The following is a 13,682-nucleotide window of genomic DNA, read 5'->3' on the forward strand; positions in this document are numbered from 1 at the left end:
TATCACGAAGCCGTCACGATGGACTCATCCCCGAGAAGCTCCGATACGGCCTGGATGACCTTTTCCGGTGTCGGGAGGTAGAGATCCTCCAGAGTCGGGGAAAAGGGCACCGGCGTGTGCGGCGCCGTGATGCGTTTGATCGGGGCATCCAAACTATCAAATCCCTTCTCCGCCACTAGAGCAGCAAGATCGGACGCCACACTGCACCGGGGATTGGCCTCATCGATGACAATGAGCCGGTTGGTTTTCGCCACCGACGCCAGGATCGTCTCCTCGTCTAGGGGCGACAGACTCCGAGGATCCACCACTTCCACGTCCACCCCGGTTTTCGCCAGCCGTTCCGCCGCTGTCAGAGCCGTATGCACCTGTTTGCCGATGGCCACGATGGTCACGTCCTCGCCGGGACGCTTGATCTCCGCCTTGCCAAGAGGCACCACATGCCGCCCCTCCGGAACCTCGCCCTTGACGTTATACAGTGTTTTATCTTCAAAGTAGATCACGGGATCGTCGTCCTCAATGGCCGCCAGCAAAAGCCCCTTGGCGTCCGCCGGTGTGGAGGGCACCACCACCTTCAACCCCGGAATATGTGTAAAAATCGCATACAGACTTTGGGAATGCTGGGCCGCCGCCCGAAATCCCGCCCCGTGCATCGTCCGGATCGTCAGGGGCACCCGGGCTTTGCCGCCGAACATGTAGCGCAGCTTTGCTGCCTGATTGAGCAATTGGTCCAGGCACACGCCGAGAAAATCGTTGAACATTAACTCCGCCACCGGGCGCAGTCCCGTGGCGGCCGCCCCCACTGCCGCACCGATGAATCCGGCCTCGCTGATCGGCGTATCCAAAACCCGCTCCCGGCCAAACCGCTTTGCAAGGCCCTTCGTGACCCCAAGGACACCTCCCCAAGCCTCCTCATCCTGGAGATGATCCACCTGGGCACCGCCAGCCACATCTTCCCCCATTAGCACCACCGTTTCGTCAGCTTCCATCGCCGTCGCCAAGCCTTCGTTGATCGCCTCGGCAAAGGTGATCTGTCGACCCATCGGTATCCCTCCTCACAGAACTCGACCCGTTTTGCGCTGCCGAGTCAATAGGTCACATACACATCCGTAGTCAACTGGTCCGGATCCGGAAACGGACTTTCCTCGGCGAACTGCACAGCCCGCTCCACCCTGTCGCGCACTTGAGAGTCAATGGCCTCAAGCTCCTGTTCCGATATAAGCCCCTGCAATAGAAACTCCCGGAATCGCCGAATCGCGTCCCATTCCTGCAGATGCCGATTCCTCTCCTCGGCCGATTTATAGGTCTGGGCGTCCCCTTCAAAATGACCATAATTCCGATACGTTTTGCATTCGATTAAAGAAGGCCCTTCCCCCTCCCGGGCCCGGCGCACCGCTTCTCCGGCCGCCCGCCACACCGCCAGCACGTCTTTTCCGTCCACCTGTACGGAAGGTATGCGGTACCCCGCCCCCCGGTCCGCGATATGTTCGCAGCTTGAGGCATACGTAAAAGGCGTGGCTTCGGCATATCCGTTGTTCTCAGCCACAAACACAACGGGCAGTTTCCAGATCGCTGCCAGATTCAACCCTTCATGAAAGGTCCCCTGGTTGTTCGCCCCGTCGCCGAAAAAGCAAACCGCCACTCCCCCCGTCTTCTTTCTCTTGGCGGTCAAGGCCGCACCGCAGGCCAGGGGAAATCCGCCGCCCACGATCCCATTGGCACCGAGCATGCCCTTTTCTAGATCCGCGATGTGCATCGACCCGCCCTTGCCTTTACACAGGCCGGTGGATTTGCCGTACAATTCCGCCATCATCCCCTGCTCATCGCATCCTTTGGCGATACAGTGACCATGCCCCCGGTGAGTGCTGGTGATAAAATCCTTGTCACCCAAATGAGCACAGACTCCCACGGCGATCGCCTCTTCCCCGGCGTACAGATGGACGAAGCCCGGAATCTTGCCTTTGGCGAACAGCCCGTGCACCGTGTCTTCAAAAGTCCGGATCATCTGCATTCGTTCGTACATCCAGAGCGCCTGTTCTTTGGTCGGCGCCGCGTCCGCGGTCATCATCATCCCCATCCGTCGATCCCTCCCGACGTTCTTTATCCGGGATCGCCTCTCGTCGGCCTCCCCGGCGCATCCGATCGCAAAGGTCGTGCCAAATAGAAAAATACCGGATTTCTCCGGTACTTTCAGAACATCTCCAATCCGCGCCCCGGGGCGCCTCCGGCCCGCGTCTCACGCCGTCTCAAATTGTCCCATTCTGTCCCAACACGTTTCGCCAAGTGCCGCCTGATCTTCCCGAGTCAAACTGGTCTCACAATCCGAATTTCTGAATCCGGCGATACAGGGTACTGCGGGGCATGTGGAGCCTTTCCGCCGCCAACCGCACGTTTCCTTTTGTTTCTTGCAAGGCCCGCATAATCTCTTCTTTTTGAATTTGTTCCCGATAATTCAGCCTTCCCGATGAAGGGGCTCCGGGGTCACCGGTGGCAGCTGCACCTTCAGGTCCGGGGGCACCTGAATCCGGCAACCACGCCTCCCATTCCCCGGGACCGGCCACTTGAGCGCGTTCCAACAGGTTGAAAAGTTCCCGAACATTTCCCGGCCAATCGTACTGCATCCATTTTTCCATAATCCAGTGGGGAATCGACACTTCGTTATTGTGCTCGCGAAAAAAATACCGAACCAGGTGCGGAATGTCTTCTTTTCTCTCCCGCAATGGCGGTACCCGAATTGGGTACACGTACAGCCGGTAAAAGAGGTCCTCGCGCAGCCGTCCCCGCTTCACCTGTTCCCGGAGATTGTGATGCGTGGCCGCAATCACTCGCACATCCACAGGAACCTCCTTGGAGGATCCCAGGGGTGTCACCCGACGTTCCTGAAGCACCCGGAGAAGGGCCACCTGCATGGCCGGAGTGATGTCCCCGATCTCATCCAAGAAAAGGGTTCCCCCGTGGGCCTGTTCAAACTTGCCTTTGTAACCCTGCTTCCTGGCCCCGGTGAACGCCCCCTCCACATATCCGAACAATTCACTTTCGAGCAGTTCTTCAGGAATCGCTCCACAGTTCACGGCCACAAAAGGGCCACCCCTCCGAGCGCTGTTGGCGTGAATGGCCCGGGCGACCAATTCTTTCCCCGTTCCCGTCTCTCCTTCGATACACACCGTGACATCCGTTTTGGCCACCCTCTCCACCTGACGAAGAACCGCCCGGAACGCCGCACTCTCTCCGATTTGACCCGGGAACTCGATCTCCGGAGCTCGGGGACGGGGCGATTGCACCACCCTGTATACCCCAGAATCGGGGTTTCCCAGGCAGATGATCGATCCCAGCGTCCGGTCGAACCCCGAATCCCTGACAGTTACCGGGCGTTTCACATGGATCCGGGCGCCTGTTTCCTGCAGCTGTTCCAATGTCCGTACCGACTCTCCGCCGACATGCCGCCGCAGGGCCGGGCTCAACCACACCAGCGAACCATCCGCATCACAGACGGCGGTCAGTCCATCCCTTAGAGAAAGAGAGGGGTCCTCCAGGGTCATATGAAGGAGAGTCATCCGATCCCTGTGTTGATCCAAATGAAGCTGCCGTTCAATGGCGTAGGCCGCAGCGGTGACTGTCGCCAGGGCCAAGGGGTGCGCCTGCTCCACGGGGCCGGAGACATCGAGAATCCCGAGCAGATTGCCCCGGTCATCCCGAATCGGTGCGGCGGCGCACACCCATGGGTGGGAAGCAACAGCATAATGCTCAGCGCCGACGACCATGATCGGTTCGCCCGTCGCCAAGGCGGTGCCGATGGCGTTCGTCCCCACCTCCGACTCCGTCCAACGGGCTCCTTCAACGAATTGAATGCCGTCCGCCCGACGCGCCATTTCTCGATAACCTTTTCGAAATAACACGAATCCTTCGGCATCAATGAGTAAGATCAGGTGCTTGGTGTCCTCAATGTAATGATACAAATCCTCCAGATACGGTGCCGCAGCCCGCAAAAGCCGATCCCGGGCCATCCTCCGATCCTCCAACTCCCCTCGGCTGAGAATGGTCCGGCCGGATCCACCGAAAGGGTCCACTCCTTCCCGGCGGCAGCGCCGCCAAGACTCAGCAATCCGACCTCCAATGCGGGCTTCATCCAACACTCCCTCCCGAACAAACCTCTGCCACATGCCCATTGAACCGCCCCTGTGGAGCATCACGACCACTCCTTCCTGTCGTGATTGCAAGGCGATTTTATTATATCAGATGGCATTGAAGATTGGGCGGGTTGGTCCTTTCAATAAAATTGGCCCGGTGCCGGGTTCGGCCGGCCGGGCCAGGTCGATGAGGATGGGCTTTCTCGAACTTCTTTTCTTCGTTCCTACCAGAAAAATCCTATCGGTACAACCACCCCGATAGTGAAGGCGGGAACAAAGAAAAATCCGCCAAAAAACTGTGCGGGGACTGTGTCCATTCGAAACACGGAGTCGGTCCCCACGCTCCCTTCGCGGGCCGCCCCTGTCGGCGGGGTGCTCCCGGATACGCTTTGACTGGGATTGGTCTGTTCCGGGCGCAGGGATCCATCGGCGTAAACCAGATTCGTGCGGTTCTGACCCGGCGCAGAGGCCCAGACACCGCCCGGCTGGTAAAGCACCAACCCGTCCGGCCGGGCTTCGTGCAACACCCCGCGATACACCCGGCCGCTGTAACAACGCACAGCAACCCAACGCCCCAAATAACGGCTGTACGCCGCTGCTCCGGCGAAAGCCATCATCCATCACCTCCCGCGGTCCTGCTGCTCTATCCTATGTCCTTTCCGCGGGACGGGGCCTCAACTTCAGCGGAAAAATAAAGGAAGCCCCGTCAAGTCCCGGCCGCCTCGACTTCTTTGCGTCAGCGGTCGTCCCCGGTGGTTTTTCTTCTCGGGCGCAGATCGTGCAGCAGCTTCATAAGCGCGCGCTTCTCGATCCGCGACACGTAGGAACGGGAAATCCCCAGTTCTTCGGCGATCTCCCGTTGGGTTTTTTCTTCGCCGTTTTGAAGGCCGAACCGGCCGCGGATCACTTCCTGCTCCCTCTCATCCAACTCCCGGAGTTTTTCGTAAATCTGATGTTTCTCCAGCTTCATCTCGACAATGTCCACAACATCATCGGCATCACTGCTCAGAATATCCAACAGCGTCACTTCATTGCCCTCTTTATCCGTTCCAATGGGGTCGTGGAGGGACACATCCTTGCGCGTTTTCTTCAGGGCTCGGAGATGCATGAGGATCTCGTTTTCGATGCAGCGGGCAGCATAAGTGGCCAATTTGGTCCCCTTGTGGGGTTGAAAACTTTCAATGGCTTTGATCAGCCCGATTGTGCCGATGGAAATCAAATCCTCGGTGTCCTCGCCGGTGTTTTCGAATTTCTTGACTATATGGGCCACAAGCCGTAAATTGTGCTCGATCAGCAGGTTGCGCGCCCGTTCGTCTCCCTCGGCCATCTGTTTTAGGTATTGTTCTTCTTCTTCTTCAGACAGTGGATGGGGAAACGCACTATTTTTGATATAGGAGACAAACAGGGCAATCTCCCGCACCACCAGGGCCAACAGCGCCGTCAATCCGGCCACTGGACCACCTCCCGTCCCCTGGGAACCCGGCGCGAAAAGGCTCCGGTTTATGTATATGCGGGGCGGGCAGGGGGGTGACCTGGCGGACAGGCGCCCTCATCACCAGGAACCAACGGCCGGAGGACTACCATCTGTTAGCCGCAGCCCCGGTGCCACAGAATCGTCACAGGAGCCTTTTTCGATGTCCCGTTTTCCCCGAACCTTCAGCACGAATCCCATCGGCGTGGTGAGTTCGGCATGGCTATCTACGATCGCGTGCCGTTTAGGACACGCTTCGAACCAAGCTCCTCATGCGTTCTTGCCGTTTCTCCCGCCCCCTCCCCAATGCCATCGCCAGCATCACGCACAAAGCCAAGCCGCAGCGTAACCGCATCTTCCCCAGCCCTCGAACGGTGTGCCGTTCAAACCCAAACGAGACGTCCAATCGGCTGTTCACCCGTTCCACCGCGGCCCTGTGCCTGCATTCCTTGGCCCATTTGTAGCTCTCCCGTGCAATCGGGGTGAATATCCGCCGGTCCACCGCGAGCGCCACCCAGGTGGACGATGTGGTTCGGGCGCTTGGGCTGGACGGCATCAGCAAAAGTGAAGTCTCTCGTTTGTGTAAGCAACTGGATGAGGACATCCAACAGTTCAAAGGGCGGCCGCTGGAACGGGAATATCCGTATGTCTGGCTGGACGCCACCTTCCCCAAGGACAAAGACAATGCCGCCACACTCTTGACACAAACGGTGATTTTACGCCACTTGACGAGACTTGACCAAACAGGACGTCGTCTGGTTCACTCTAGCCGCGCACCGGAGTCCGACGGCGGCACGATCCAGGACCGCGCCCGGAAGTACCAGGAAAATTTGGCGATGTAACTAGACTGTCCGCCTTGTCCCCCGTAGACCGATTTTCATAAGGTGTAGCAGGCTGATACGAAAGGAGGTCGACCGTGGTGTTCAGTCCCTTTACCCGCTGGGCGATTGTGTTCCTTATCATCTTCGTGCTGTTCTTCCTCCTTGTACCGTGGTACGATGGTGGATCATATGCTTCGGCCAGCGCTTACTCCGGCGGCGGATACTGATACTGATTCGCAGTAGCTTTTGTTTGGCAGCCCAATGAGTCGTAGTACTAGCACCTCCTCGTTCACCTCCTGGAACGGAATTTCTCCGGCGGACCGCCGAGAAGAGGCGATCTCCTTCAAGGGGCCGCCTTTTCTTTGCGATCTTGGGCGGGCCAGTCAGAATCCTGTCTTACAAGATTGACAAACTACTCATCTTTTTTCGGGCGCGAGAGAAACATCAACCTGCCTTCTTTGCCGCCAGCGCCCGGTCGATGATGATGGACGCATCGCCGGCCGTCAGATCTCCGGGCGGCAGGGGCACCTTCAAACGTTTCAGCAAAGCCAGCTGTTTGGGCGTCGCCGGCTTGAACTGCCACGGCTGGCGAAAATACTTGCTTACAACTTCTTCTTCCGATTCGCCCATGACCACGCTCCGCACCTTGGCCTTTTCCGCCGTCCACGCCTTCATCACCCGCAGGTGGGCTTCGATGCACCAACTCGCCTCAAATCGGTTCAGGCCGGAAATTTCATCCATCGGCCACCCGAACCCGACCAACGCCGAGGCTTGCCCCGGCGTTGACCGCCCATTGGGATCGTCCCGCCACCGAAGCAGGTACTCCGAGACCTAGTAGTCATACCGGTCGGCATCCTGCGGCAACTCTTCCAGCTCGTCCAGAACCGACCGCCAGTCATAATCCGGAAGCCGCTGCATCTCCACAAAGTCCATGAACAGGTCCTCGACCGCCTCCACCTGGATGCCCGGGAACACGTCTGTGATGAATTTCCGGGTCTCCGAAATCCCGTGTTCCTCTTCCAGCATCGCCTCGCCCGATTGTGCCGATAGAAATCAAATCTTCGGTGTCCTCGCCGGTGTTTTCGAATTTCTTGACTATATGGGCCACAAGCCGTAAATTGTGCTCAATCAGCAGGTTGCGCGCCCGTTCGTCTCCCTCGGCCATCTGTTTTAGGTATTGTTCTTCTTCAGACAGTGGATGGGGAAACGCACTATTCTTGATATAGGAGACAAACAGGGCAATCTCCCGCACCAACAGGGCCAACAGCGCCGTCAAGCCGGCCACTGGACCACCTCCCGTCCCCTGGGAACCTGGCGCGAAAAGGCTCCGGTTTATGTATATGCGGGGCGGGCAGGGGGGTGACCCTGTCCGGCCCCGTACCTGAAAGAGGCAACTGAGATGACTTCGAAAAATGATCCCGACCAAAGAAACGTCGAGGTGATCCAAAGGCGCATGACCTTCATGGTGGAACCAGATGCTCAGGCCTCGGACGCATCGAGCTCAAGATACCGCGTTTGCCCGTGGAATACCACGAGAGGTTCTCGTTTGCGGATGTAGCGTGGGCATGAAAAAAGGGGGATTCCCCCCTTGTGCACCTAAATACCAAGATACACAGTCCCGTTGCGGTATTTTCCCAGCAGATTCAAGAATTGGACAAGCGCCGTTCTTTCATCGTAACTCCACCCACGGCCCAGTGCTCTTCCGCAATTTCATAAATGGCGATTCGAATCGCCTCCCGGGATCCCCCCAAACTTCGATGGACGGCTTCAGTGACCTCCTCGATCAGCCGCTTTTTAATGGCCGGCGACCGACCTTCCAGTATGTGTATTTGAATCAACGGCACATTCTCAACCCCTTTCGCAGTCCCGACCCTTGCCTCCCCCTTCCGGCCATCGACCGGGAAGGGCAAGATGCGGCATTTCAGTCTACGGCAAGTTCAATGATTCCCATCCCGTCAAAGATGACTTGTATCCAATCTCCCGCCTTCACCGGCACGGCCTCGGTGATACCCCCGGTCAACACCACCGCTCCGGCTTCAATGATTTTCCCGACGCGGGACAGCATCTGCGCCAACAGAATCACCGACCGCACCGGGTGGCCCAGTACCGCCGCCCCCGCTCCGGTCACCACGGCCTCTCCATTCTTGCGCACCGTGACCCCCACCTCGTCGAGGCGAATCCCGTACGGGAGGTACACTTGCTCACCCACGTAGAATTTTGCCGAGGACGCATTGTCGGCCACTCCGTCCTCCAAAGTAAACGAAAAATTTTCGTATCGGCTGTCGATCACTTCCAAAGCCGGCATGACGCACTCTGTAGCGGCCCACACATCCCGGGCCGTCACATGCGGTCCTCCCAAGTCGTGCTTGAGAATAAAGGCAAATTCAGGTTCTACCCGTGGATGAATCAGGCCGGCAAGGGACAGACGCGGCTTTCTCAATTCCATGGACGCCATCAGCCGTCCGTAAACCGGTTCATCGACTCCCACCGAAATCTGTTTCGCCCGGCTGGTCAACCCCATCTTCCACCCGGTCGGACGATCTCCCCGGGCCTCCGCCGCTTCCACACAGAGCGCCTGAATGCGATACGCATCCTCCACCGTTAGGTCAGGATATTCCGCGGTCAGCTTTTTCATCGGACGTCCCGACAACTGATGTTCCATCACCCGCCTGGCCAATTGCGATAAATCCACCCACTTCGTCCCCCCTACATCCGACTTTCTTGCAATCCTCCGGCTCCCACCGTTGGGGTCGCACGTTTTGCCAATTCCGCCGCCACATCCACAATCATATCTTCCTGACCGCCCACAACCTTCCGTTTCCCCAGTTCCACCAGAATATCCCTAGCATCCACATTGAACTCTTCCGCAGCCTTAAACGCGTGCAACAAGAAGCTGGAATACACACCCGCGTAGCCCATGGTGATGCTGGCCCGATCCGTTTGCACGGGACGGATCATCCGCGGACGGACAATATCTTCCGCCGCATCCATGGCCACATAAAGATTGATTCCGGTCTCGATTCCGGCTTTCTCCGCGACGGCCGCCAGCAACTCCAACGGCGTATTCCCCGCCCCGGCTCCCAGCCCGGCCAGGCTGGCGTCGATCCTCGTCGCGCCCGCCTCCACCGCGGCCAGGGAGTTGGCCACCGATACTCCCAAATTATTGTGGGCATGGAATCCGACTTCCACATCCGCATCCAGAGCTTCCCGCAAGGCCGACACTTTTTCGCGCACCTCATCCATGAGCATGGCCCCGGCCGAGTCGACCACATAGACCGTTTGAGCGCCGTACGAAGCCATTTTTTTGGCTTCCTCGACCAAAACGGACGCGGCGACGCTGTGGGCCATCATCAAGAAACCGACCGTTTCCAATCCCAGTTTTCGCGCCTCGCCAATGTGCTGCTCCGACACATCCGCCTCGGTGCAGTGGGTCGCCACCCGGATGACCCGGATCCCCCAATCCACCGCCCGCTTCATATCTTCGACGGTGCCGATCCCCGGCACGAGCAATGCCGCGACCTTGCTCCGCCGGACCGCCCCGCACACCGCCCGCAGGTAGTCCTCTTCGGTTTCCTTCGAAAATCCATACTGGATCGAACTGCCTCCCAAACCATCACCATGGCTCGCTTCAATGATCGTCACCCCCGTGTGATCCAAAGCTTCGGCAATGACCCGCGCGTCCTCCACACTGAACTGGTGGCGCACCGCATGCATACCGTCCCGGAGCGACACATCGGTGACCCGGATCTTTTGTTTCTCCACCTTTCGTCCCCCTTACCGTTGCACCATTGATCGGTTTTTTGCAAACTCTTCGCCCACCTTGGTGGCGGCCGCCGTCATGATGTCGAGGTTTCCGGCATACACCGGCAGAAAATCACCCAATCCTTCCACCTCGATCGAGATGCTGACCACACGGTCGCGGTAAATCGGCTCCCGGTTCAACCGATACCCAGGAACAAAGGTCTGGACATGTGCCACCATTTCCCGGATGGACCGGTCGATGGCTTCGTGGATGTGGCTTCCCGTCTCATCAATCAGGCAAGAGACCGTGTCGCGCATCAGAATCGGCGGCTCCGCCGGGTTCAGAATGACAATGGCTTTCCCTTTACGGGCTTGCCCGATCACCTCTAACGCTCTCGCCGTCGTCTGGGTAAACTCGTCAATGTTCTGCCGCGTTCCCGGACCGGCGCTCTTGCTGGCCACCGTGGCCACGATTTCCGCATAAGACACCCCGACCACACGACTCACGGCTCGGACCATCGGAACCGTGGCCTGACCGCCGCAGGTGACCATGTTCACGTTCGGGGCATCCAGGTGTTCCCCCAGGTTCACAGCCGCGATCACATACGGTCCCACGGCGGCCGGAGTCAGATCAATCGTCTGGATTTGTGCTTCCCGCAACCACTTCGAATGTCTGACATGAGCTTTTGCGCTGGTGGCATCAAACACGAGATCCGGCCGCACCCCGCGCTCCAGCGCCGCTTTCAATCCGTCCGCCGACGTCTCCAGACCCAATTGATGGGCCCGCCTCAGCCCTTCCGATTCCGGGTCGATTCCGATCATCCATCGTGGTTCGATCCATTTGCTGCGCATGAGTTTGAACATCAGGTCTGTGCCGATATTTCCCGACCCGACAATTGCAGCCGTTGCCTTTTTCATTCAGCAGCCTCCCGTGTCAAAACTTGTGTGTCCACGAAACCCAGTCGCCCAAAGGACGCGGTGTACCACGCTCCCGCCTTCACGGTGACCGCCGCACTGATCGCACCTGACAACACCACGTGTCCGGGCTGAAGAATCGTTCCGAATTCCGCCAATTTGTTGGCCAGCCAGGCAACCCCAATCGCCGGGTGTCCCAGCACCGCCGCACCGGTACCCGTCTGCACCATTTCGCCGTTTTCATACAGAACCATCCCCACCCGTTCCAACCCCGCGTCGGTCACCCGGGTGGGCCGGTTTCCCAAGACAAAACAGCCGGACGAAGCGTTGTCCGCCACCGTATCAGGAAGCCGAATCCGCCAGTTCTCGATGCGGCTGTCGACAATTTCGATAGCGGGCACCACATACTCTGTCGCCTGCAGCACGTCATGGAGGCCAAGACCGGGCCCCTTTAGTTCTTTTTTCAAGACAAAGGCAATCTCGGCCTCAACCCGCGGCTGCAGGAGCGGGTGCTTCACCGGCACTCCCGAGGGATATTGCATCGACTTCAGCAGGTGACCGTAATCCGGCTCCCTGACCCCCATCATTTCCTGCATGGGACGGCTGGTGAGGCCGATTTTGTGCCCGACGATCCCATCTCCCGCGGCAAGCTTACGATGAATAAGCGCCAGTTGAATCTGATACGCTTCTTCAACGGTGACTCCGGGTTCCTGTTCGGTCAGCGGTGGGATCGGGGAGCGATCCTGTTCTGCCAACAGCAGCCTTTTTGCCCATTTTTCTACTCTCTCCGGGTGCACCCTTTTGTCCTCCTCACAGCTTTACACACACATTGGTCAATTCCGTAAAGAATTCAAAACTGTGTACTCCGCCCTCCCTGCCGATCCCGCTTTGCTTCATTCCACCGAAAGGTGTTCGGAGATCCCGCAAAAACCAAGTATTGATCCAGATGACTCCCGCCTCGATCTGGGCGGCCACCCGATGGGCCCGCTTGAGATTCGTTGTCCAAATCGTCGCGGACAGCCCATAATCGGTGTCGTTCGTTTGTTCGATCACTTCTTCCTCGGAATCGAAGGGTTGAACCGTGATGACCGGCCCAAAAACTTCGTGGCGGACAATCTCACAATAGCGATCCACGTCCACGATCACAGTGGGCTCCAGGTAATACCCGCGTTTCAGATGAGCCGGCCGGCCGCCGCCAATGAGAATTCGCCCCCCGTCCGCGACGGCCCGCTCGATAAACCCTTCCACGCGCAGGAGGTGTTCTTGGCTGATCAATGCCCCCACATCCGTCCCCGTATCCATGGGATCTCCCACGGTCAGGGAGGCGATTCGATCCGTCATGCGCCGCAGGAACTCATCATAGAGAGGACGCTCCACGTATACCCGCGACCCGCACAAACACAGTTCCCCCTGATTGGCAAAACTTGAGCGGATCGTCGTTTCCACCACATCCTCCAGGTCCGCGTCGGCGAAGATGATGTTGGGGTTTTTCCCCCCCAGTTCAAAGGACAATTTTTTGAGATTGGAAGCGGCCGCACGCATCACCGCCTTTCCCGTAGCGGTTTCCCCTGTCAGAGAAACCAAGTCCACATTCGGGTGTTCGGTCAGTGCCGATCCAGCCGCATCGGGCCCAAATCCGTGCACCACATTGAGCACTCCGTCGGGCAATCCCGCCTCCTGACAGATCTCCGCCAATCTGGTCGCGGTCGTGGGCGTCAACTCCGCCGGCTTGATCACACACGTGTTGCCCGCCGCCAAACATGGTGCCACTTTCCATGTCAACAAAAACAAAGGAGCATTCCAGGGAGAAATTAAGCCGGCCACCCCGACCGGCCTGCGCAACGCATAGTTGAGCGCCACATCGTCCATCTGAAACGCTTCGGTGCCGAGGCCTTTGACAAAATCCGCGAAAAACCGGAAGTTATACGCCGCTCGGGGTATATCCAGAGTCCTGGAAAGTTGAAGGGGCTTACCGGTATCCAGGGTCTCGAGCCTCGCGAGCTCCTCCGCCCTTTCCTCGATCAGATCGGCAATCCGATGCAGGATCTCCGAACGTCGGGCCACCGGCGTGCGCCCCCATTCTTTAAAAGCTCTCCGCGCGGCGGACACCGCACGGTCGATCTCATCTCTCCCTCCTTCCGCCACCTCGGCAATGACTTCCTCCGTGGCTGGATTGATGTTTTGAAATCGCCTGCCGTCTTTGGACTCGACAAACTCTCCGTCAATAAAGTGGCGTAACACTTCCATTCCTCTCATCCCTCGTTCTTTTTTTCCGTCTTCCGGGACTTTGTCCCGGAAGACGGAAATCTATTTCTCGATACGTATCATCAAATCCGACAACGGCTTGGTTCGGCACGCCAGGACATATCCGCGCTCTTTCTCTTCGGGGGTGAGCACCTTCACAGAACATTTTCCAAGTTCATATCGGCCGCTTTCGACACGCACCTTGCAGAAACCGCATCCGCCTCCGAGGCAACCGCGCTTGATCGCACGGATGCCCTGATTCAAAGCCTCGGACAATAGGTTCTCATCCTGTCGGCACGTGTACTCCGTTTGCTGATCGGACACCATCACACGATACCTGGGTTTCATCCCGCACCCCAACCCTGT

Annotated in this window: 15 protein-coding genes and 2 pseudogenes; 1 reads left to right on the plus strand and 16 read right to left on the minus strand. The window is 58.2% G+C overall.

Translation table 11 applies throughout. The annotated features are described in order from the left end of the window. Positions 1 to 2 precede the first annotated feature (2 nt). The 6 genes from CVV65_RS10290 to CVV65_RS10315 all read right to left on the minus strand — a co-directional run bounded on the left by CVV65_RS10290 (position 3) and on the right by CVV65_RS10315 (position 6,097). Complete coding sequence (locus CVV65_RS10290; RefSeq protein ID WP_100668054.1) at positions 3 to 1,040, minus strand: alpha-ketoacid dehydrogenase subunit beta; 1,038 nt, start codon at positions 1,038 to 1,040, stop codon at positions 3 to 5. 44 nt (positions 1,041 to 1,084) lie between these two features. Further along, complete coding sequence (locus tag CVV65_RS10295) at positions 1,085 to 2,074, minus strand: thiamine pyrophosphate-dependent dehydrogenase E1 component subunit alpha (protein ID WP_100668055.1); 990 nt, start codon at positions 2,072 to 2,074, stop codon at positions 1,085 to 1,087. A 238-nt stretch (positions 2,075 to 2,312) separates the two neighbouring features. Then, positions 2,313 to 4,184: a sigma-54-dependent Fis family transcriptional regulator gene (locus CVV65_RS10300; protein ID WP_100668056.1), complete on the minus strand. Its 1,872-nt coding sequence runs from the start codon at positions 4,182 to 4,184 to the stop codon at positions 2,313 to 2,315. Between the two features lie 164 nt (positions 4,185 to 4,348). After that, positions 4,349 to 4,741 carry a hypothetical protein gene (locus tag CVV65_RS10305; RefSeq protein ID WP_232796584.1) on the minus strand — a complete coding sequence of 131 codons (393 nt, stop codon included), beginning with the start codon at positions 4,739 to 4,741 and terminating at the stop codon, positions 4,349 to 4,351. A 119-nt stretch (positions 4,742 to 4,860) separates the two neighbouring features. Further along, positions 4,861 to 5,577: an RNA polymerase sporulation sigma factor SigK gene (sigK, locus tag CVV65_RS10310; RefSeq protein ID WP_100668058.1), complete on the minus strand. Its 717-nt coding sequence runs from the start codon at positions 5,575 to 5,577 to the stop codon at positions 4,861 to 4,863. 262 nt (positions 5,578 to 5,839) lie between these two features. Then, positions 5,840 to 6,097 carry a transposase gene (locus CVV65_RS10315; protein WP_232796585.1) on the minus strand — a complete coding sequence of 86 codons (258 nt, stop codon included), beginning with the start codon at positions 6,095 to 6,097 and terminating at the stop codon, positions 5,840 to 5,842. 4 nt (positions 6,098 to 6,101) lie between these two features. Here CVV65_RS10315 and CVV65_RS17545 point away from each other — a divergent pair. Further along, a pseudogene (locus CVV65_RS17545) lies at positions 6,102 to 6,273 on the plus strand (transposase); the annotation flags it as partial. A gap of 587 nt (positions 6,274 to 6,860) precedes the next feature. Here CVV65_RS17545 and CVV65_RS10325 read toward each other — a convergent pair. The 10 genes and pseudogenes from CVV65_RS10325 to CVV65_RS10365 form a co-directional block, all read right to left on the minus strand. Beyond that, positions 6,861 to 7,157: a hypothetical protein gene (locus CVV65_RS10325; protein WP_133121280.1), complete on the minus strand. Its 297-nt coding sequence runs from the start codon at positions 7,155 to 7,157 to the stop codon at positions 6,861 to 6,863. 90 nt (positions 7,158 to 7,247) lie between these two features. Continuing rightward, complete coding sequence (locus CVV65_RS16955; RefSeq protein WP_198591994.1) at positions 7,248 to 7,442, minus strand: hypothetical protein; 195 nt, start codon at positions 7,440 to 7,442, stop codon at positions 7,248 to 7,250. Continuing rightward, positions 7,423 to 7,701 (minus strand): annotated as a pseudogene (locus CVV65_RS17170) (RNA polymerase subunit sigma-70); the annotation flags it as partial. The gene CVV65_RS16955 and the pseudogene CVV65_RS17170, both read right to left, overlap by 20 nt. 358 nt (positions 7,702 to 8,059) lie before the next feature. Further along, positions 8,060 to 8,260, minus strand: coding sequence for a 2-hydroxymuconate tautomerase (locus tag CVV65_RS10335; RefSeq protein ID WP_100668060.1), 201 nt, complete (start codon positions 8,258 to 8,260; stop codon positions 8,060 to 8,062). Between the two features lie 77 nt (positions 8,261 to 8,337). Beyond that, positions 8,338 to 9,108: a 2-keto-4-pentenoate hydratase gene (locus tag CVV65_RS10340; RefSeq protein ID WP_198591995.1), complete on the minus strand. Its 771-nt coding sequence runs from the start codon at positions 9,106 to 9,108 to the stop codon at positions 8,338 to 8,340. Positions 9,109 to 9,122: 14 nt separating this feature from the next. Beyond that, positions 9,123 to 10,178, minus strand: a complete 1,056-nt coding sequence (gene dmpG / locus CVV65_RS10345) for a 4-hydroxy-2-oxovalerate aldolase (protein ID WP_100668061.1) — start codon at positions 10,176 to 10,178, stop codon at positions 9,123 to 9,125. 12 nt (positions 10,179 to 10,190) lie between these two features. Next, complete coding sequence (locus CVV65_RS10350) at positions 10,191 to 11,075, minus strand: acetaldehyde dehydrogenase (acetylating) (RefSeq protein ID WP_100668062.1); 885 nt, start codon at positions 11,073 to 11,075, stop codon at positions 10,191 to 10,193. Beyond that, positions 11,072 to 11,869 (minus strand): 2-keto-4-pentenoate hydratase, encoded by a 798-nt coding sequence (locus CVV65_RS10355; RefSeq protein WP_100668063.1) that lies wholly within the window; start codon positions 11,867 to 11,869, stop codon positions 11,072 to 11,074. The genes CVV65_RS10350 and CVV65_RS10355 overlap by 4 nt, the downstream gene beginning before the upstream one ends. 13 nt (positions 11,870 to 11,882) lie before the next feature. Beyond that, positions 11,883 to 13,319 (minus strand): aldehyde dehydrogenase, encoded by a 1,437-nt coding sequence (locus tag CVV65_RS10360; protein WP_100668064.1) that lies wholly within the window; start codon positions 13,317 to 13,319, stop codon positions 11,883 to 11,885. A 60-nt stretch (positions 13,320 to 13,379) separates the two neighbouring features. Continuing rightward, positions 13,380 to 13,664, minus strand: coding sequence for a 2Fe-2S iron-sulfur cluster-binding protein (locus tag CVV65_RS10365; RefSeq protein ID WP_133121281.1), 285 nt, complete (start codon positions 13,662 to 13,664; stop codon positions 13,380 to 13,382). Between the last annotated feature and the right edge of the window lie 18 nt (positions 13,665 to 13,682).

It is taken from the genome of Kyrpidia spormannii, from assembly GCF_002804065.1.
Taxonomy (GTDB): domain Bacteria; phylum Bacillota; class Bacilli; order Kyrpidiales; family Kyrpidiaceae; genus Kyrpidia; species Kyrpidia spormannii.

Excerpts from the sequence above, each read along its gene's own strand:
- CVV65_RS10360 (WP_100668064.1), bottom strand. The coding sequence starts at position 13,319 with ATGGAAGTGTTACGCCACTTTATTGACGGAGAGTTTGTCGAGTCCAAA.
- CVV65_RS10300 (WP_100668056.1), bottom strand. The coding sequence starts at position 4,184 with ATGCTCCACAGGGGCGGTTCAATGGGCATGTGGCAGAGGTTTGTTCGG.
- CVV65_RS10325 (WP_133121280.1), bottom strand. The coding sequence starts at position 7,157 with ATGGATGAAATTTCCGGCCTGAACCGATTTGAGGCGAGTTGGTGCATC.
- CVV65_RS10365 (WP_133121281.1), bottom strand. The coding sequence starts at position 13,664 with ATGAAACCCAGGTATCGTGTGATGGTGTCCGATCAGCAAACGGAGTAC.
- CVV65_RS10295 (WP_100668055.1), bottom strand. The coding sequence starts at position 2,074 with ATGGGGATGATGATGACCGCGGACGCGGCGCCGACCAAAGAACAGGCG.
- CVV65_RS10305 (WP_232796584.1), bottom strand. The coding sequence starts at position 4,741 with ATGATGGCTTTCGCCGGAGCAGCGGCGTACAGCCGTTATTTGGGGCGT.
- CVV65_RS16955 (WP_198591994.1), bottom strand. The coding sequence starts at position 7,442 with ATGCTGGAAGAGGAACACGGGATTTCGGAGACCCGGAAATTCATCACA.
- CVV65_RS10290 (WP_100668054.1), bottom strand. The coding sequence starts at position 1,040 with ATGGGTCGACAGATCACCTTTGCCGAGGCGATCAACGAAGGCTTGGCG.
- CVV65_RS10350 (WP_100668062.1), bottom strand. The coding sequence starts at position 11,075 with ATGAAAAAGGCAACGGCTGCAATTGTCGGGTCGGGAAATATCGGCACA.